Source organism: Parvibaculum sp. MBR-TMA-1.3b-4.2 (assembly GCF_053628815.1).
In genome coordinates this window covers 3,587,228-3,607,411 of record NZ_JBRJHC010000001.1, presented here as the reverse complement: position 1 = coordinate 3,607,411, position 20,184 = coordinate 3,587,228, and the positions used below count along the sequence as shown (strand labels likewise).

Annotated in this window: 11 protein-coding genes; 9 read left to right on the top strand and 2 right to left on the bottom strand. The window is 61.3% G+C overall.

Features of this window, described 5'->3' with window-relative positions; translation table 11 throughout:
* The first annotated feature begins 18 nt into the window (after positions 1 to 18).
* The 9 genes from ACSSVQ_RS17255 to drmC all read left to right on the top strand — a co-directional run bounded on the left by ACSSVQ_RS17255 (position 19) and on the right by drmC (position 16,669).
* Complete coding sequence (locus tag ACSSVQ_RS17255) at positions 19 to 846, top strand: hypothetical protein (RefSeq protein ID WP_454184529.1); 828 nt, start codon at positions 19 to 21, stop codon at positions 844 to 846.
* 235 nt (positions 847 to 1,081) lie between these two features.
* Positions 1,082 to 1,333 carry a methylation-associated defense system helix-turn-helix domain-containing protein MAD1 gene (gene mads1 / locus ACSSVQ_RS17250; RefSeq protein ID WP_454184528.1) on the top strand — a complete coding sequence of 84 codons (252 nt, stop codon included), beginning with the start codon at positions 1,082 to 1,084 and terminating at the stop codon, positions 1,331 to 1,333.
* The gene (locus tag ACSSVQ_RS17245; RefSeq protein ID WP_454184527.1) at positions 1,326 to 2,423 is read left to right on the top strand and encodes a DNA cytosine methyltransferase; all 1,098 of its coding nucleotides are present in this window, start codon (positions 1,326 to 1,328) and stop codon (positions 2,421 to 2,423) included. Before mads1 ends, ACSSVQ_RS17245 begins: the two co-directional genes overlap by 8 nt.
* On the top strand, positions 2,395 to 2,835 hold the full coding sequence (locus ACSSVQ_RS17240) for a very short patch repair endonuclease (protein ID WP_454184526.1): 441 nt from the start codon (positions 2,395 to 2,397) through the stop codon (positions 2,833 to 2,835). The genes ACSSVQ_RS17245 and ACSSVQ_RS17240 overlap by 29 nt, the downstream gene beginning before the upstream one ends.
* Positions 2,826 to 5,945: a DISARM system SNF2-like helicase DrmD gene (drmD, locus tag ACSSVQ_RS17235; protein WP_454184525.1), complete on the top strand. Its 3,120-nt coding sequence runs from the start codon at positions 2,826 to 2,828 to the stop codon at positions 5,943 to 5,945. Before ACSSVQ_RS17240 ends, drmD begins: the two co-directional genes overlap by 10 nt.
* On the top strand, positions 5,942 to 10,078 hold the full coding sequence (locus ACSSVQ_RS17230) for an Eco57I restriction-modification methylase domain-containing protein (RefSeq protein ID WP_454184524.1): 4,137 nt from the start codon (positions 5,942 to 5,944) through the stop codon (positions 10,076 to 10,078). The genes drmD and ACSSVQ_RS17230 overlap by 4 nt, the downstream gene beginning before the upstream one ends.
* A gap of 2 nt (positions 10,079 to 10,080) precedes the next feature.
* A complete protein-coding gene (drmA, locus tag ACSSVQ_RS17225) occupies positions 10,081 to 14,070 on the top strand; it encodes a DISARM system helicase DrmA (RefSeq protein WP_454184523.1) in 3,990 nt (1,329 codons plus the stop codon).
* Positions 14,067 to 15,908: a DrmB family protein gene (drmB, locus tag ACSSVQ_RS17220; protein WP_454184522.1), complete on the top strand. Its 1,842-nt coding sequence runs from the start codon at positions 14,067 to 14,069 to the stop codon at positions 15,906 to 15,908. The genes drmA and drmB overlap by 4 nt, the downstream gene beginning before the upstream one ends.
* On the top strand, positions 15,905 to 16,669 hold the full coding sequence (gene drmC, locus ACSSVQ_RS17215; protein WP_454184521.1) for a DISARM system phospholipase D-like protein DrmC: 765 nt from the start codon (positions 15,905 to 15,907) through the stop codon (positions 16,667 to 16,669). Before drmB ends, drmC begins: the two co-directional genes overlap by 4 nt.
* Positions 16,670 to 16,723: 54 nt before the next feature.
* Here the strand turns inward: drmC and ACSSVQ_RS17210 are convergent, their stop codons facing one another.
* Complete coding sequence (locus ACSSVQ_RS17210; RefSeq protein ID WP_454184520.1) at positions 16,724 to 18,154, bottom strand: argonaute/piwi family protein; 1,431 nt, start codon at positions 18,152 to 18,154, stop codon at positions 16,724 to 16,726.
* The gene (locus ACSSVQ_RS17205; protein ID WP_454184519.1) at positions 18,151 to 19,971 is read right to left on the bottom strand and encodes an SIR2 family protein; all 1,821 of its coding nucleotides are present in this window, start codon (positions 19,969 to 19,971) and stop codon (positions 18,151 to 18,153) included. Before ACSSVQ_RS17205 ends, ACSSVQ_RS17210 begins: the two co-directional genes overlap by 4 nt.
* Positions 19,972 to 20,184 lie beyond the last annotated feature (213 nt).

Here is a 20,184-nt window from a genome sequence, read left to right as displayed (position 1 = left end):
CCAGACGCCATAGCCGATTTGACGGAACCCGTGCCCCATACTTTCACCACGCTTCGCCATCCTGTCGAAAAACTCCTCGAGGCCGAGCATTTTCTCGCGCGCCTGAACCAATCGGATGGGCTGGAATTTCAGTTCGAACTGAATGCCTTCCTATCCGCCAGTCGCAGCGTGACCTTCGTTCTTCAGAAGACCTTGGCGGATGTGCCCGGCTTTGCCGTTTGGTACGAGAAGCAGCAGGCGCGCATGAAGGTCGATGCCGCGATGCGCTTTTTCCTGGAGCTGCGGAACATTTCGCAGAAGCAAGGACCGGTTTCTTTCGTAGGCGGCTCCTTTCCGGGCGGTGGTTGGACCTATCGCTTCGTGGGCCAGCCGCGTGCAGTGCCAGAGGAACTGACGGGCCGGGACATCGCCGCATGTTGCGCGGCACATCTGGTTAAGCTGGCAAGCCTGCTTCTCGAGTGCTCTCGCGCCTTCCCCTTTCATTCCTGTCCTGGCCGCGCCTTCACTCAAGAAGGCATGGCGGCGCTGGGATACGGCTGGCAGGATGTCGAAGCTGCAATTGGTCTGCCGCCTGGTTACACGGACGTGGGCGATTTCCCAGTGGCCGAAAAGCTGCGCATTCTGAGCCGTGAGATTGAACCGCTGGATACGGCGTCGATTGAGCGCATCGCCGACAGCGATCTTCGCGCGAATGGCGTGCGGCTTCAATTCCCCGTCACCAGCGGCACCGATCTGGTGGACGATATGGCTGCGATGATGGTGCCAAGCGGTGCCGAAAGCGAGCATCCCCGCGATGTGTTCCTGGGCGCCATCCTGAAGCGCATCAGAGATATAGAGTCGCAGTAGTGATCGGCGACCCTCGCTTATCCTTTTCAACGACCTGCTGACGTCCTCATGGCGCGGTCACCTCATCCCTGATCGCCGTAGGCACTCGGCCAGCAACAGCATTGCCGCAAAGGCCCGCGCAAACCCCACTAGATACGACCAAATCCAACCAAACCGGCTTTATTTCGGTTTACTCTCGCTCGGCCGGGTGAAATACTCGCGCTCTGAATCGAGCTGGCTGCTGAAAGGCCGCACCATGTCCGACCGCTGGGTCTCCGTAGAGGAGATCGCTGAATATCTCGGTGTCAGCAAAGACACGGTCTACGGCTGGATCGCCAAGAAGGACATGCCAGCCCACAAGGTCGGGAGGCTTTGGAAGTTCAAGACCGATGAAATTGATGACTGGGTCAGGACCGGAAAAGCATCGGACGATTACAAGGAAAATGAAGCGGCTGGGCTGATTTCACGGAAGGGGAAGCATGCGGGGGGAGAAAAAGAGGATGGATGATGTTGCATGCGTCGACCTTTTCTGTGGGGCCGGGGGGCTCACGCACGGTCTGATATCAGAAGGCATCGAGGTTGTCGCTGGCATAGACGTCGACGAAGCATGCCGTCACCCGTTCGAAGCCAACAACGCAGCGCGCTTCATCAATGAGGACGTGGGGCGTATCTCTCCAAAACGTATCAACGAGTTGTTCGGCGATGCCGAAATCCGGGTGCTCGCCGGGTGCGCCCCCTGCCAGCCGTTCTCGACATATGCCCAGCGTTACGACGTCGTCGGAAGTCCCCGATGGGGGCTGCTCTACCAGTTCGGCCGACTGATCAAAGGGACGCGCCCCGATCTGGTCACGATGGAGAACGTTCCGTCGGTGGCCAAGCACGCGGTGTTCGACGACTTCGTCGAGACGCTTCGGAAAATGGGGTACCACGTTCACCAGGATGTGGTTGATTGCTCCCTCTACGGGCTGCCGCAAAATCGGCGACGCATGGTGTTGCTCGCCTCCCGCCTCGGCCCAATCGAACTGGTCGCCCCAACACATGATCGACCAACGACCGTTCGTGGAGCGATAGGCAAGCTCGCCCCGATCACCCAAGGCGGGGCCCAACCCAAGGACCCGCTGCACGCGGCATCCAAGCTCTCCGAACTGAACCTCGAACGAATTCGCGCGTCTCGCCCCGGTGGCACGTGGCGGGACTGGCCGAAGCATCTCGTCGCCGACTGCCACCGTCGCGAGACGGGCCAAACCTATCCGGGCGTCTATGGCCGGATGCATTGGGACGAACCCGCTCCGACCCTGACGACCCAGTTCTACGGCTTCGGGAATGGCCGGTTCGGACACCCTGAACAGGATCGCGCTATCTCGCTGCGAGAAGGGGCGATCCTTCAAGGATTCCCCAAGTCCTATTCCTTCATCCCGGAGGGAGCCCCCGTTCATTTCAAGGCCTTGGGCCGGATGATCGGAAACGCGGTGCCGGTCACTCTCGGAGAGGTGATCGGCCAAAGCATAGCGTCACACCTAGGGGTCCAGGCCGAGAGGACGAAAGGAAAGAGGAAGGGAGGCGTCGCGGATGTCGCGCGTAAGTCCCTCGTCGCATGAGGCCAGCCGTCGGATGGCCCGCGTGCGGCAGAAGGGCACGCAAGCGGAGCTAAACCTTCGCAGGATTCTGCATGCTAGAGGCCTGCGCTATCGCCTCCACGTGCCGTTGCTGACGAAGCCCAGGCGCGTGGCAGATATCGTATTTCCCAGCGTTCGTATCGCCGTCTTCGTCGACGGTTGCTTCTGGCATGGCTGTCCCGAGCATGCCTCGTGGCCGAAGAGCAATGCCGTTTTCTGGCGGGAAAAGATCGAAACCAATCGCTCCAGGGATTCCGACACCGATCAGCGGCTGAACGCCCTTGGTTGGAAGATCGTCCGGATCTGGGAACACGAAGACGCCAGCGATGCCGCGAACCGCATCGCCGAGCTCGTCGACGCACGCAAGAAGAATGGGACCGACCTATGTCGATGACCGCAGATGAAATCGCAGCCAAGGTCGCCCACAACACCGCCCCCGAGCCGGGCCAGCTGGTCGAAGCTCGCCGCCGTCAATGGATCGTCTCCGAGGTCGATGGCGGTTCGGTTGCGCCAGGACTTCCCAAGCGGCATCTGGTCCGGCTTGCCTCCATAGACGAAGATGCGCTCGGCGAAGAGATCGAGGTGCTCTGGGAACTCGAGCCCGGCGCGCATGTGATCGAACGGGCCGGACTGCCACGAATGACCGGCCTGGACGATCCCTCGACACTTCAGGCGTTCCTCGATGCAGTCCTTTGGGGCGCCGCGACGAACGCGGACCGCGGCTATCTGCAGGCGCCATTCCGCAGCGGCGTCAGCATCGAAGACTTTCAGCTGGATCCACTCGTGCGCGCGATCGACATGGCGCGCACCAGTCTGCTGATCGCCGATGACGTCGGCCTCGGGAAGACCATCGAGGCAGGGCTCGTCGTTCAAGAGATGCTCCTGCGCCACCGCGCCCGCACCGTCCTCGTGCTCTGCCCGGCCTCTTTGCAAGAAAAGTGGCGCGTCGAGATGCAGGAGAAGTTCGGGCTCGAGTTCCAGATCGTCGACACGGATTACGTCAAGCGTCTGCGCCGGGAACGAGGCCTGCACGCCAATCCATGGACGTCTTTTCCCCGTCTGATCACTTCGATGGACTGGGCCAAGCAAGGCGAAGGCCTGCGTCTCCTGCGCGATGCATTGCCTCCGCACGTGAGCCATCCTCGAAAGTTCGACCTGCTGATCATCGACGAGGCTCACAACGTCGCCCCGACCGTCGGCCGCTATGCTGTCGAAAGCCTCAGGACACGGCTGGTCCGGCTGGCCGCGCCACACTTCCAGCACAAGCTGTTTCTCACCGCCACGCCGCACGACGGTTACACGGAATCCTTCACTGCGCTGCTCGAGCTGCTAGATGATCAGCGGTTTGCAAGAAACGTCCTCCCAAGCGACCCGCAACTCGCCCGGGTCATGGTTCGGCGACTGAAGAGCGATCTCGTCGATGCGAATGGCAAGCCCATCTACCCCGAGAGGCGACTGGAAGCGCTGCGGATCGAGTATGCGGATGAAGAGAAGGATGCTCGGCGGCAGCTCGAAGCATACATCAAGAGTCGCGAAAGCGGGGCTGATGGCGGGCGTGCCGTCGATCACTTCGTGCACCAATTGCTGCGCAAGCGCCTCTCTTCGTCTCCTGCGGCATTCGCAGCCACGCTGGAACGGCATATCGCGACGATCGAAGGCCGGGCGTCGAGCGAACGCAGCCAGAAGAAATTCGATGATCGTATCCTCCGGCGGGCGATAGCGAAAACCGAGGAGGACTACGCAGACGACGCCCAGCGGGAGGCCGCCGAAGCAGAAGCTATCGAGGAAGCCGGGAAGCACGTCCGACCACCAAGCGACGAAGAACGCCGGATGCTGGACTGGTTGCGTTCGTGGGCACAGCAGGCAGCACGTCGAACGGATGCCAAGGCCAGTGCCTTGCTGGACTGGCTGGCTAAACACCTGAAGAACGGTGACCGGTGGACGAACGAACGGGTGATCCTGTTCACCGAGTATCGAGCCACACAGCAGTGGATGCACGAGATCCTCGCGGCCCAAGGTTTCGGGGCTGAGCGATTGGCGCTGATCTATGGCGGCATGGATCCGAAGGAACGCGAGGCCGTGAAGGCCGCGTTCCAGGCCAACCCCTCGGAATCCCCTGTGAGAATCCTGTTGGCGACCGACGCTGCGTCGGAGGGCATCGATCTCCAGAACCATTGCCACCTGATGATCCACCTAGAAATTCCCTACAACCCGAACGTGATGGAGCAGCGGAACGGCCGTATCGATCGCCACGGTCAACGCGCCAGCGAGGTTGTCATCTGGCACCCGGTGGACGCTGAGGGTGGCCACGGAGACGACATCCTGCGTGCGCTCCGGAAGCTGGATGCGATGCGTGCCGACATGGGCAGCGTCAACCCGGTCATCGCACCTCAACTGCCCGATCTCCTCGAAGGCCGCCGCCGCGATCTCGACACGCGACAAGCCGAGGCCCGGATGGAAAAGTCTCGCCGCTTCGTGAAGGCCGAGCGCGATCTTCGCGACCGTGTCGCCAAACTCCACGAGCGGCTGAACGAGACCCGGCGCGAGCAGAGCTTGGTGCCCGATCACATCGAACGGGCCGTACGCACCGCATTGCATCTCGCGGACAAACCCGATCTGGAACCGGTCTCGCTATCGGGAGCACCGGACGGGACCGTCTTTCGCATGCCGCCCTTGTCAGGGTCGTGGTCTCGATGCCTGGAGGGGCTCGAACATCCCTACACTCAGAAGATCCGCCCCATCACCTTCGACCACGATGTCGCTAAGGGGCGTGACGACGTGGTTCTCGTCCACCTGAATCACCGTCTGGTTCAAATGAGCCTCCGTCTCCTGCGTGCGGAGATCTGGGCGCGCGACGACGTGAAGAAGCTGCACCGTGTCACCGTTCGATCGCTTCCGGACGGGCGGATCGATGGACCAGCCGCGGTCGTGATGTCGCGGCTCGTCGTGACTGGCGGGAACCATCACCGCCTGCACGAGGAACTCACCGAGGCCGGGGGTTATCTGCGCGATGCCGGTTTCCGGCGGGAGGACCGGGTTACGGAAGTTCGCCGCTGGCTGGAGGAATCGCACCCCACCGCCCTGTCGGATTCGACGTTCGACGCCCTACGGACCCGGTTCGACAAGCAGCGTGATGCCGTTCTGGCCGCCGTCGAGGCGCGATCGAAGGATCGGTTGCGCTTCCTCGTGAACACGATCGAGACGCGGAAGCGCAGGGAGGCCGATGACATTCGCCAAGTTCTGGACGACCTCGAGCGGGCGCTTAAGACCGAGATCGCCGCGGAACAGCAACCCGTGCAGCTCTCCCTATTCTCCGAGGACGAGCGCACTCAGCTCAAGCGCGATCGGGCGGCCCTCGAAGCACGCCTGGCCCGAATCCCGAAGGAACGAGAACAAGAATTGCGCGCGATCGAGGAACGGCACTCCAACGCCATCGAGCACACCTTCCCTGTGGCCGTTGTGCTGTTGGTGCCGAACTCCCTCGCGACGGAGAAGCGCGGATGAGCAACGATCACGAATGGCTGAACCTCATCGAAGTTTCCGGGCCCTTCCTAGCGGTCCCCGTACTGAGGGATGTCTTTCCTCAGGGCCTCGAAGCTCTGACTTCCGGCCGGCCCCAGCGGCTGCGTCGAACATATGAGGAATGGCGCGACGCGGTCGACATGGACGACCTCGACTTGCCAGCCTTGCATGCGGCATGGGTCGATGAAGTGCTGGTCAGCGCGCTGGAGATGGATGGCGAGGTGTTGCGCCGCAACACGACTCTGCCCGAGCGCCTGACGGTCTCGATGCCCGAACACGGTGTCACGGTCATGCCCGATCTGGCAGTCGTGAATCCGACGAATAGCGACGAACCTCTCCTACTCATCCACGTCTACGAGCCTGATACCGATCTCGACGCGACCCGCCGTTTCGATGGCCTCGCGATCTCACCGGCTGATCGGATGGTTGCTTTGCTCCGGGCGACGGAATGCCCCACTGGCATCGTGACCAATGGCGAGCGCTGGATGCTCGTCCATGCGCCCGTCGGCGTCGTGGCAGGCTTCGCGAGCTGGTATGCGCGGCTTTGGGGTCAGGAGCCCGAAACGCTGCGCGCCTTCGTCAGCCTACTGGGCGTCCGCCGCTTCTTCGGGCCTGATGTTGGGAAGCTGCCAGCCCTGTTCGAGCGGTCTCTCAAGCACCAAGACGATGTGACCGAAGCGCTGGGGGAGCAGGTCCGGCGCGCTGTCGAAGTGCTCGTCCAGGCTCTTGATCGCGCTGATCAGGACCGCAATCGCGACCTCCTGCGCGACGTCGACCCACGAGAGCTCTATGAGGCCGGCCTGACGGTCATGATGCGGCTCGTCTTCCTGCTGGCTGCCGAAGAGCGCGGACTGCTGCTGCTCGGCGATCCCCGCTACGATTCTTTCTATGCGATCTCCAGCCTGCGGATGCAGCTGCGCGCGGATTCCGAAGAGATCCTTGAGCGTCGCCGATCTGCATGGTCTCGTCTGCTCGCATTGTTTCGTGGCGTCTATGGCGGCATCGACCATCCGACGCTGCGCCTCCCGGCACTCGGTGGTTCGCTGTTCGATCCCGATCGCTATCCCTTTCTCGAAGGGCGCAAGAAGGGGACGAGTTGGCGATGCGATCCGGCGGAACCGTTGCCGATCGACGACCGCACCGTTCTGCTCCTGCTGGAAGCGATCCAGACCTTCGAAGGCCGCACGCTGTCCTATCGCGCGCTGGACGTGGAGCAGATCGGCCACGTGTACGAGGGTCTCCTCGACCGCACGGTGAAGCGCGTCGACGACGTGACGCTGGAACTCGAGAGCGGTGCGAAGGCCAAGAGCCCGCGTGTGACGCTCGGCGAGATGGAGTCGGCGCGCCTAGACGGCACGGCGAGGGTCGCCGAACTTCTGAAGGAACGGAGCGAGCGCTCGGAGTCCGCCATTCGCAATTCCCTTGAGCGACCGTCCGATGACCGCCTGGCCGCGCGACTGCTCACCGTCTGCCGGGGTGACATTGGCCTGCGCGATCGCATCCTACCCTTCGCACCCCTCCTGCGGACCGACCCATGGGGCTATCCGCTCGTCCATCATTCCGGCGCCTTCGTGGTCGTGCTCGGCGCGGACCGGCGCGAGAGTGGGACGCACTACACGCCGAAGAGCCTGACTGAGAAGATCGTCGAGGAGACCCTCACGCCGGTCGTCTATCGCGGCCCAGCCGAGGGCAAGGCGCCCGAGGAATGGGAGCTGAGGGACGCGGAGGAATTGCTCGATCTTAAGATATGTGACCCCGCAATGGGATCCGGAGCCTTCCTGGTCCAGGCCTGTCGCTGGTTCTCCGATCGACTGGTCGAGGCCTGGTCGGTCACCGAAGCGAGCGGCAAGAAGATGGATGTCGAAGGTCGCATCCTCGACGAAGGCGATACGGAAGGGTTCGAGCCTCTGTCCCAGGACGCCGAAGAGCGCGCGATCCTCGCACGGCGCCTCATCGCTGAGCGGTGCCTCTATGGCGTGGATCGGAACCCGCTGGCCGTTGAACTCGCGAAGCTGTCGCTCTGGCTGACCACGATGTCTAAGGGGCGCCCATTCGGCTTTCTCGACCACAACCTGCGCAGTGGCGACAGCCTCTTCGGCATCCATGATCTCGGCCAGCTCGTCGAGCTCGACATGAACCCGAAGGGCAAAGCTCAGCTTAGGCTGTTCGGCCGGACCATTCAGTCAGCCGTCGACAAGGCGCTTGAGCTTCGCGCGCGGCTGCGTGCGATCCCCATTCGCGACATTCACGACGTCGAGGCCATGGCCGCTTTGGATGCACAGTCGCGCGGCGAGCTGGCACTGCCGAGACGCATCGCCGACGCGTTCGTCGGCATCGTCTTGGCCGAAGAACGTGCGGGGGATCGGACTGCTCGGATCGAGACGCTGGCTGCATTCGCCGACGCTGCCGCGAGCGGCGACACTCCGGTGAAGGACAGGCTCTTGCGCGACGCATCGGTTGACCTGGCCAAAGATGCACCCGACGGCGCGGCGCGACGACCGTATCATTGGCCGCTGGAGTTCCCCGAAGTGTTTCTCCGTGAGAACGGTGGCTTTGATGCCTTCGTTGGAAACCCGCCCTTCCTAGGCGGTCAGAGGATCACCGGAGCTATGGGCACGGCTTTCCGCAACTGGCTCGTGGGTCAAATTGCAGAAGGACGGCGTGGATCGGCCGATCTCGTGGCTTACTTCTTCCTACGCGCATTTTCGTTGCTGCGGGGCGGCGGGGGGTTCGGCCTGCTTGCAGTCAATACAATCTCGGAAGGAGACACGAGACAGGTTGGATTGGAGACCATGGTCCGTAGCTGCGCTGTCATCCGTGCAGCTTATCCGAATGAACCGTGGCCAGGAGATGCTGCGGTTTCCACAAGCCGCGTCCATATCCATAAAGGGGCTTGGAGTGGGCAACGGGTCCTTTCAGGGCGGGTGGTTGACCTTGTGTCGCCCTTTCTCTCGGACCAAGATGAATGGTCCCCCAAAGAGCTTGCCGCCAATAAAGGCATCTCCTTTATCGCAACATACATTCTCGGCCTTGGCTTCACGCTAGACGAGAATGAGGCAAGGAGAATGATCGAACTAAACCCATCCAACGCTGAAGTTCTATTCCCCTATATAAATGGCATGGATCTCAATTCTGATCCCGAGCAGAATGCTAGCCGATGGGTCATTAATTTTTGGGATTGGCCAGAGGACAAGGCGAGGAACTATTCGGAACCCTACGAATGGATCGAAGAGCGTGTAAAGCCAGAGCGCCAGCGCCTAAAGAAAGATGGAAATTTTCAGCTGAGAAAGCCTTTGCCTCAAAGGTGGTGGCAATACGCGGAAAAGCGCCCTGCACTTTATCATGCTTTAGGACGTGGGCAGCAGTTCGAGTCTCACCCAGACGGTTGGACCCACGATGAGAGAACCTTAGAACGTGTTTTGGGGATCACACGAGTTTCCAAGTTCTTGAACGTCGCATTCTTGCCGAACAATCAGATATTTACACTCGATGTGATTATCTTTGCCATTAACGGATTTGATGATTTCTGCCTGTTGCAGTCAAATATTCATGAGATCTGGACAAGAAAACAAGCTTCCACGCAAGAAACTCGTCTGCGGTACACGCCAACGGATTGCTTTGAAAAGATGCCCCTCCCAGCGCAACGCGATGGTGCGCTTGATGAAATCGGCAGGCAATACACCGAGTTAAGAGCATCCATCAATCGCGAGATGTCTGTTGGACTGACTGCTCTTTACAATCGTTTTCACGATCCTCGGTGCAGCGATGACGCGATAGTTCGGCTCCGCGATCTCCACCAACAAATGGACGTGGCTGTATGCCGTAGTTATGGGTGGGCTGATTTTGATCTAGATCATGCCTTCCACGAGGCGACTTACCTACCTGAAAACGACCGTACTCGCTTTACTGTTTCGGAAGAGGCTCGCATCGAAGTTCTACGTCGCTTGGCGGAGTTGAACCGACAGCGTTACCAGGAAGAAGTTGATCAAGGTCTGCACGGCGCGACGTCTGGCCTAAGCAAAGGGCGTGCGCGTCGATCGCGCGCCGTTTCCGCGTCCGAACTGACTCTCGACCTCGAAGATGTTCTTCCTACGACCATTGAGGGGGGCGATTGACCATGGCTGATCCGACCACGACCACCGAGCCGCCCGCCAGCGCCTGGATCGTAAAAAGTGCATCCGGCTCGCCTCACCATTCCGTGCGTATCGACGGCGGACCGCCCGCCCGGAGCGCGATTGAGGAAGGCCACTGGATCGTCGTCCTGCACGATGATGGCCATGCCTCCGGGATCGGCCGTATCGTCCGCATCCGCTCGGACCTCGCCGGCGCAACGATTCATTTCGACCATTGGCATCCCGTCGATCCGGCGGTGCCGCTCGCAGACCTCGGCCTGACGGCGCCGACCGGACCGGCTGCGCGGCTGCCATGGGACGAATACCTTCGCGTTTTGTCGCTACTCGGTGTCGCAAGCCCGGATGCGGTGCCGCTGATCGAAGACGTCGTCTATGTGCGCGACCTTCTGGAGTTGGCTGTGCGGGACGATCTGCTCGGCCCCGCAGGTGGACCGCACGAGCTGATCAAGGACATGAGCGTCCGTGACCGCTATCTCGTCGGGAAGCTGGCGCCGCGGCGGCCCGATGATGATCAGACGCCCCGGGTCGAGCCTGCCTCGGCTGCAGACGAGAGTGGCGACCTCGAGGATGAACGGACGGCGCCGCTCCACGAGCCCGGTGCCGAGTTCGCGAGCGCATCGGGCCGCGTTGAGCCGGAGGACGACGCACTCGACGAGATCGACACGACCAACAACCAGTCCTTGGTCCCGTCCAGCATGGGTCTCACGTTTTGCGTGGCGCCCGACGTCGCGACATTGGTCGTCGATGCACGATGGGGGCGTTACGAGCGTGTCCCCAACGATGAGCACGAGATCGTCAAGACTCGCAAGAACCGCGCAACCGGTCACGAAGAAGAGGTGAAGGTCAAGGTCTGGCAACGAATCCCGTGTGGTGGCGTGGTCACGCTGCCACTCGTCGACGGCCAGATCAAACCATCGACACCCGATCGCGACCAGCCGGACGTCCGCCTGCAAGGCACCGTGCGGACGAACAACAAGGGAGAACGGCTAGTCACGGTGTTCCTCGTGAACGGTCAGCTCGAACCCGATGACAACAAGGACCGCACCTGGCTGTTCCAGCCGGAGATCACCGTCGAAGCCCCGGAAGGCCGAGGCGACAAATCGGTGTTCAGGCGCCGTCCGACCAACGACGTCGTGGTCGACGACCCGGAACGCGACCGGCTCGCACTCATCTATCGCAGCCGCCTGGAATTCGCAGTCGGACATGGGGTGTCTGTCCATGCCGAGACGACACTCGACGACCCGACAAAGGCGCATCTCGTCCGAACCGAGATCATCCCCCGCTACGAAGTCGCTGTGACGGAAACTCCGGGCCTCGACCCGAGGGATCGCCCCGCCATGCGGCGCATGGTCGATGAAGGCTGGCTCGACATGACGCGGCTGGCCGACATGGACCCTGACCCGCTGCGCGAGGCGCTATCATGCCTCATCGACGATTACGCCGTCTGGATCGACGAGCAGAAGAAGCGATTGGGAACCGAGATCACCGGCTTCGACGATCCGGGCAACGACGTTGTTGCGCGCTGTGAAGAGATACTGCGCCGCCTTCGCGAGGGAATGAATACGCTCTTCACCGATGCCAAGGCGCTGGAGGCATTTCGCTTCGCCAACCGGTCAATGGCGATGCAGCGTGTGCGAAGCATCTATGCGCTCAAGCGCAGACGGAACGAGGACGTCGACGTCGCGGCGTTGGACCTTCCGAAAAACAGGTCGTGGCGTCCGTTCCAGCTGGCATTCCTGTTGCTCTCAATCCCTTCGCTTGCCGATCCTGCGCATCCGGACCGAACGAAGCCGGTAGAGGCATTCGCCGATCTCCTGTGGTTCCCAACCGGCGGCGGCAAGACCGAGGCCTATCTGGGCGTGGCCGGCTTCGCCATGGCCATGCGGCGCCTGAAGAATGATCTTGGTGGTTTGGACGCGACGCGCGGCCTCGCCGTCATCATGCGCTACACGCTGCGCCTTCTGACCCTGCAGCAATTCCAGCGGGCGACGACCTTGCTCTGCGCGATGGAGGTGATCCGCCGCGCGGACGACAAGACTTGGGGCAAGGAGCCGTTCTCGCTGGGACTCTGGGTCGGCAACCGTGTGACACCGGGCACGACCGAAGCATCTCATCAGGCCATCGAGGCCATTCGAAATAACGACCGCAACAAGGCAGGCATCGCTTCGCCCGCACAGCTGACCAGCTGCCCTTGGTGCGGTTCGGAGATCTCTGGCGGCCGCGACATCGAGGTGGACAGGATCGCGGGAAGAACACTGATCCACTGCGGCGACAAACTCGGCGGTTGCGATTTCTCGAAAGCGAAATCGAGTGGCCAGCCTCACCCGGGCCTCCCGGTGAAGGTCGTCGATGAGGAGATCTACCACCGTCCCCCCACGATGATGATCGCGACCGTGGACAAGTTCGCGATGATGGCGTGGCGCCCGGAAGTGCGGAACCTGTTCGGCCGGGTCGATCAGGAGTGCGGGCGCCATGGCTTGCTCTGGCCGAGCCACGACTGTGGCACCGGGCACCGAGCGAGGGGTTCACATCCGGCCGCCAGTGTGAAGCCGGTTCGAGCCATCAGGCCGCCAGACCTGATCATCCAGGACGAGTTCCATCTAATCAGCGGCCCGCTGGGGACTATGGTCGGTCTGTACGAGACGGCCGTCGATGAACTGAGCAGTTGGGTTCTCGGCCATACGAAAGTCCGCCCCAAGGTCGTCGCCTCCACCGCGACCGTGCGGCGCGCCGATGATCAAGTGCGCAATGTGTTCATGCGGCGAATCTCTGTGTTTCCACCCTCGGGACTGGACGTCGAGGACAACTTCTTCTCCGTTCAGCGGCCCATCAACGAAAAGCCCGGCCGACGCTACATGGGCGTCTGCGCGCCGGGCAGCTCGCGTCCTGCGGTTCTGATCAGGACCTACACGGCGTTCCTGACGGCTGCGCAGGCACTGTTCGATCGGTTCGGCCCCGTAGCCGACCCCTACATGACGCTCGTCGGCTACTTCAACTCGCTGCGAGAACTCGGCGGTATGAAGCGATTGGCGGAGGACGACGTCCAGACGCGTTCGTTCCGCGTCAACATGAGCTTGGTGGACCGGCCGGGGCTCTCCCAGCGCCGTGTCGAGGAAGTCAGCGAATTGACGTCGCGCGTCTCCAGTCAGGACATTCCTCGATACCTCGATCAGCTCGAGGTTCCGTTCGAGGGGGTTTTCGATCCGGCACAAGGCAAATGCGTGACCAACAGGAAGCCCGGAGAAGCTCGACCGATCGATGCCGTCCTTGCGACCAACATGCTTTCCGTCGGTGTCGATGTGAATCGTCTCGGGGTGATGGTCGTCAACGGTCAGCCCAAGGGAACGGCGGAATACATCCAGGCCACCAGCCGCGTGGGCCGCACGCCGCCGGGACTCGTGGCGACCGTGCTGACCTGGGCGCGGCCGCGCGACCTGTCGCACTACGAGACGTTCGAGCACTACCACGCGACCTTCTACCAGCATGTCGAAGCCCAGTCCGTCACTCCGTTCTCACCGAGGGCGCTAGACCGAGGGCTCACCGGCGCGATGCTTTCGATCATGCGCCACTCCTACGACCCGTTCGCGCCGAACAATGGCGCCGGCGCGATGAATAGCCCCAGCCTCAATGAAATGCTGGAGACTATTCGAGCCGTCGCCGCACGCACCTGGGAAGTCACCGAGGATTCGGGAAAGAAGGCTTTGACCGAAGCCGCGATGAAGAGCCGCGCCGACGAATGGGCAAACGAAGCCGGCGTCGGTGGCCGCACCCTCGTCTACCAGAAGTATGGAGCGGGGCCCACCGCCTACCCGCTGCTCAATGCACCGGGCATCAAGCCTTGGACCGATTGGACCGTCCCGATGTCGATGCGCGAAGTAGAGCCTGGTGTGAGGCTCGTGATGGAAGACAGCCGCTCGACCACCGATCCGACATGGCGGCCGCGGGTAACCGTGGCCGAGGAGGATCAGGAATGAGCAGGACACCCGTAGGAGAAGTCCGGCCGAGCCAACTCCTGTGGACCTATGGTCCAGGGGCCTTGATCGACCTCCCGAACCTGTCAGTCGTCACCATGGGCATCGATCGCTGGGAGAAGGATAGATGCCAGCCGATCCAGGAGGCGCGGTTGCTCGCCAACGTGCGAAGCGTCCTCGGCCCCCAAGTCGACTCACTGCGAATGCCGCCGATCGGCGAGCGGGACATCGTGGATCCCTTTTCTGCTGCCGCGCTGATCGGAGTCCCCGTGAAGCCCTTCCCGAGGTGGCTTCGCTGCGTGAAATGCGGCTTGCTGTCGCCCTACGACACCGGCCTGTTCAAGCTGAAGGAGAATCGATATCGCCCGGAATCGACGCGTTTCGTTCATGAAGGCTGCCGAGGGTCGAACAACAACCAGAAAGCGAGGGATGCCGATGCAGTACCTGCTCGCTTCCTCATGGCTTGCCGGGCCGGCCACTTAGACGACTTTGCTTGGCACTGGTTCGTTCATGGTGGACCAAGCACTTGCCGAGCCACGCTCAGATTTTTCGAGAGCGGCGCTTCACTTCAGACCGAAAATCTTTGGGTCAAGTGCGATGGGTGCGGCGCCTCCAAGAACATGGCGCAAGCCTTCGGACAAGCGGGGCGTGACAATCTCCCGGGGTGTCGGGGAAGGCACCCGCACGTCGATCGCTTCGAGGACGATTGCGCCGAGGAACCACGTGCCATCCTGCTTGGCGCCACCAATGGCTGGTTCCCAGTGACATTGTCCGTTCTCGCCATCCCGCAAACGGGTAGCCCCTTGGCTCAACTCGTCGCCGACGGCTGGACGTTCTTCGAGGATGTCGCATCAGCGTCCGAAGTTGGCTTCGTGGTCAAGACGCTCAAAAAGACCGCGCAGCTTCCTGGCATCGAGCAGTTCTCGAACGAGCAGATATGGGCGGCCATAGAAGCCCACCGGAACGGGGCGGTGGATATCGAGCAAAACGATCTCAAAGGTCCCGAGTGGGATGTGCTGACGGCCGAAAATCCGCCGACTGACTACCCACATTTCATGAGCAAGAAGGTCGGCGTCCCTTCGGGATTCGAACCGACTATCACGCGCGTGCTGCTTCTGGAGCGGCTACGCGAAGTGAATGCCCTGCTCGGGTTCACTCGGATTGAATCCCCAGATGAAGGGACAGGAGACGCCGCAGCCCCACGAGCTCCCCTCGGTCGTTCTGCACCAGATTGGGTGCCCGCGACGCAGGTCCATGGCGAGGGCATATTCATCCGCTTCAACGCAGATGCACTGAAGTCGTGGGCGGACAAGGATGCGGTGAAGTCGCTTGATGCACGCTTACGGCTGGGACATCGCGGTTGGCGCCATAAACGAAATCTGGATCCGAACGAAGGCTATCCTGGTGCGCGCTATGTGATGCTTCACACCCTCGCGCACATGTTGATCAGAGAACTCGCACTCGAGTGCGGGTATAACGCCGCTAGCATTCGAGAGCGAATTTACGCGGAGATTGACGACAACAAGGATCAGGCCGGGTTCCTTATCTACACGGCCGCCGCAGACTCTGATGGAACACTCGGTGGATTGGTCGAACTGGGCAAACCCGAAAACCTTGGGCGACTTCTCCACCAGGCCCTTGATCGGGCACATATCTGCGCGTCCGATCCCTTGTGTTCCGAGCATGACCCCAGCAAGGATCAATCGTTGCATGGCGCTTCGTGCCACGCCTGCTCCTTCGTATCAGAGACCTCTTGCGAACGGGGCAATCGACATCTGGATCGTGCGTTGATTGTCCCCACGCTCGAAAATCCTGATGCCGCGTTTTTCCGGAGTGCATGATGGAGCCGCTATTAAATGCGGTCGCGGAACTCGTGGTCCTGCTGTCTCCATCCAAGATCGGAGCAATCGCTTCTCACATCCGGGGAACGACGTCGCTCGAACTGGATCGCGGCTTGAGCCAGGTCGTGGGCACGCCGGCAGCCCGTGCCGCATTGGATCTCCTCCTCACGACATGGGCACAGTCTGGACTCTCAGGAGACGTAGTGGCGGGGATGCTGCTGGGCGCCGCTCGCACACGACAACGGACTCAACGCGAGAGCAACGTCGAGTTGGTCTGGACCGGCCCAACGACTCCGTTCGTCGCAACCCGACGCACCGAGCAGGTGCTATTGGACCTCATCCAGCGAGCTAAAACGGAACTCTTCATCGTCAGCTTCGTCGCCTACGACGTGCCGTCCGTCATCGGCGCAATCAATTCCGCGATCGACCGGGGCGTCGAGACCCGAATTCTCGTAGAGGCTTCCCTGACTGAAGGCGGTAGTTTGCTCGTCGACCCGGTGGCGACGATGAGAGGCTGCGTTCCTTCGGCCCTGCTATATTCGTGGACCGGTCGGCCACATCCGTTCACGAACGGGCGCGTTCATGCAAAAGTCGCCGTGGCAGACAGCGACGCGGCGTTTCTAACGAGCGCGAATCTGACGGGTCATGCGCTCGAAAAGAATATGGAGGCCGGCGTGTTCGTTACCGGCGGCCACATTCCGGTCAGCCTGCGTGCCCATCTCCACGCTTTGGTCGAAACGAAAGTCATTCGGCCGGCCTGATGCTGAAGGCCGCGCACCGCCACCTGGATGCGCTTCACTTCGGACCGCCCGCGTCTACATGAAAAGGCGGACCGGATAAGAGTGCGGCTCCAGCTTCGGCATGCGTTTGACGATCGTCGCGAGCGTACCGGCGAAATTCAAGGTGACAGGCAGGCGGTCGTATGGCCCGTCATTATTCCAGTCCATTTTGGTTAGGGCTAGCGTTTCCCGGCAGAGATCGTCCATCGAACTCAAACCGGCGTGCCGAACCAGCATCAACGGCTCGGGCGTTCCCTTCCCCTCCTTGTAATAGTCCTTGCCACCCGCGACTTCGGGAAGGTTACCCTGCGTCCACAGCAAAGCCTCGTGCGGGCCGAGCTGGAAGGTCGTGCCGCGCCGACACGGATAGCCATGCGGTTGCTGTGGCTTCTGGATCAGGATGCCCCGCCACCCACAGCTCTGCTGGACGTGAACCAGCTCGATATTGTCGGCGTTAGGGAAGGCATCGAATACACCTTCGACTTCCTCATCGCGGAACTCGGTATTCTTGTGGACCACGATGCGTTTCGGCGGATCGCCCGAATGCTTGCGCTGGTAGATGGCAAGGCTGCGCGTCATCACCTTCAGCATCTGTTCCCGGCGCAGGAAGGGGTTCTTCCCGAACATCCTGACCCCATCTGCTTCGTATGCGACGAATTCCAGTCCCGATCCCTCGGCATCGAATACCTGGCTGCAGCAAATGGCGAACCGCGTATCCCTTCCGCCGCCAGCTCGCAAAGCGTAGTCGATGCCGATGAACGCCGCGCCGGGATCGGCGTCTGCGAGCACCCAAGGCACACCACCGGCCTTCGTGTAGAGGGCAATTCCCAGCCGCCAGGCGACACTGCATCGACAGAAATAGTCGAGCGCACTTACATCCCGGAGAAACTGCACGCAGATTCCTTCGGAGGCAGCGTAGGCCTTCACATAATCGTGCAGATCGAAATCATCCCCGGCCGTCCCGCGAAACCCGGCCTTCCATTCCTCGGTGAGCAAGATAACGACGACATCGTAAGCGTCGCGAAGGTTTCGCAGGGCGAAAAGCGCCTGAGTCAGCGCCTCGGCAAGAATGATATGTGGCGTGGGCGAGGCCGCTATGCGATCGGAAAGATCCGCCGGCAACTCGACGCTGGTACCTGTCCCCCCACGGGTGAGGCGAACTCCAAAAATACTCTCGAAGCCGCGGTACTGGGGCAGATAGGCCTTACGTTCCCGGGGTTGGTGAACCTGGTCCAATTCGCGAATCTGCCCCACCAGACGATCGGTCCGTCCAGCAGGCGCGATCATTCCAATTCGGATAGGGTTGGAGACGGCCGAAAGTTTGTCTTTGCTGTACGGACCAAACCGTAACAAGCCTTCCATGGGATGGATATCGACATCGCGCTGATCCTGCGAACCGAAGCGCAGCCGCGGTTCCTGCAGAACGATGTGACCCGGCAGGCGGTAGGGCTTGGCCTCGGCGTTCATGGACGTCCCACCCCGCTGAACCCCGATGTCCGCAAAAGTTCGAATTCAGCATCTACACCGTCGCCGATATCGAAGGCTCGTAGCCTCACGCTTTGACCCTTGCCGACGATCAACGTGATCCATCCATCAAGCAGGGCGTTGGCGTGGCGGTTGTGCCGCCGGGCGCGACGCTCCCGAATGAACTCACGAACCAGTTCGATATGTTCTTCCGACGCATCCTCGGGAATATCGGTCACGATCGTAGGTTCGAGGAGAAGCCAAAGGCGATCGAAACGATAGTCGACGCGTAATCCACATGCTTCGGTCCACCCGACCTGTGTGCCCGAAACCGTACCGGCGATCCGGTCGACGGGTTTGACGCGATCGGTGCCGAAGATTGAAGGCTGCACCTGCCGGGCATCTGGGACGAGAAATGACTTCCGCCCCCTGCGCCGGAAAGTCAGTCCCGGACGCTTGCCGAGCGCGCGAAACAAGGCGTCGCGAACGATCGCTCGCTCTCCCGTTTCCTTGACGAGACGCCGGGAAGCCAGCGGGTGGGTATCGAACACCTTGATCGCGAATGGTTCGAAGGTCTTTCGAACGTCAGTGTCGCGTCCGAAAGCGAGCACGCCATCACGTATTCTATGTGCGTCGATATCTACGCCCGCCGCGCTAATCGCGTCCTGAATGTCCCTATAGCCGCCGATCTGGCAATCCACGAGGCGGCACAGGGCTGGCTGAGAGACGAGTGGAAGCGCGTTGGTTCGGATGGCAGGCGTGCTTCCCGTACTCGTGCGCGGTGTCGATTTCACAAGTCGTGGACGTGTCGCGCCTGCCAGTGCCTGCACCTTGTCCGCTGTCTGCGGCAAATAGCGCACGAGATCGGAGAAAAATTCGTCGAACGACTCGGTCTCGACGAAATGCGCCTCGACGCCCAGCGCCCGAGCGCGCTGGAGCAGTGCATCAACCGCAGGATAAGGCTCATCCTGGCTGCGCTTGAACCAAAACAGCCCACCGGGGAAACCACGGCCCTCATCCAGGGCCTCGGTCAGTGCCTCGATGATCGAGGCATCGCGCCCGCTGTAACCCACCACGGCGAGCCCTTGGCGACGACACGCATCGATCAGACTGCGCCGCATCTCCGCGTCCTGCGCACGCAATTCCGCATCGGTATTCTTCAGCGCGTCGGAATGATAGTCGCCATGCAGCTTACCATAGACTGGCCAACGCCCTTCATCATGGGCACGTCGGAATTTCTCGGGCTCACCGAGATCGGCCGTGACCAGACACCCTGTACTCCCCAATACCTGAACGGCTGCGTCCTCGACCGTTCGATCAAAATTGGTCGTCCAGATGATGCGGCAGAGTTTCTCGCGCACCAACAGGACGAGAGCCAGATGGCCGAATGAAGGCTTACCACGACTGAGCAACTCGTCCAGGTAGGCCCGCCGGTCCTTTGCGGACGGATATGTCGCCTCGAAATAGGCAGAATACTCTGTCTCCGACCCCGCCGGTGGAAGCGTGCCAATCGTATCGAAATGCGCTTGCAGCTTTCGTTGGACTACCACCTCCCCGATGTCGGTTATGGCGGATGGCGACAGCTTTTTCTGTGAACGGTAGAGTCGCTGCTTGAAGTCCCAAATCATGTCGCCGGCCGTTTTGATGCCAGCCGAACGCGAAGCACCCGCGCCCAGGAACCACATGATCTGCGAGCCCCTCAACTGGAAAAGCCGCAAAAATGAGGGCAGATCCATCATTGAGGCAACTGCCAAGGGTTCGACCGAGCTATCCCGGTCGACAGAAGGGCCGACGAGATCGTTGACGTTGGATCCGTACAAGCTCGAGGGCTTCCTTTCTCAATAGCCACGACAAGGGAACGACCGTGCATCTCCGCTCAACGTAGCGAAGAATCAGGCACCATAGGATACCCTAGCGGCGCAAGAACAAAAAGGAAACCAGAGACCTGCGCTAGGTGAGGTCGCGGGGAGATCACTGTCCTGCCTGAATGAATGGGGCGTCGCCCTTCGGGCCGGGCTCTCGGCAAAGCTGAA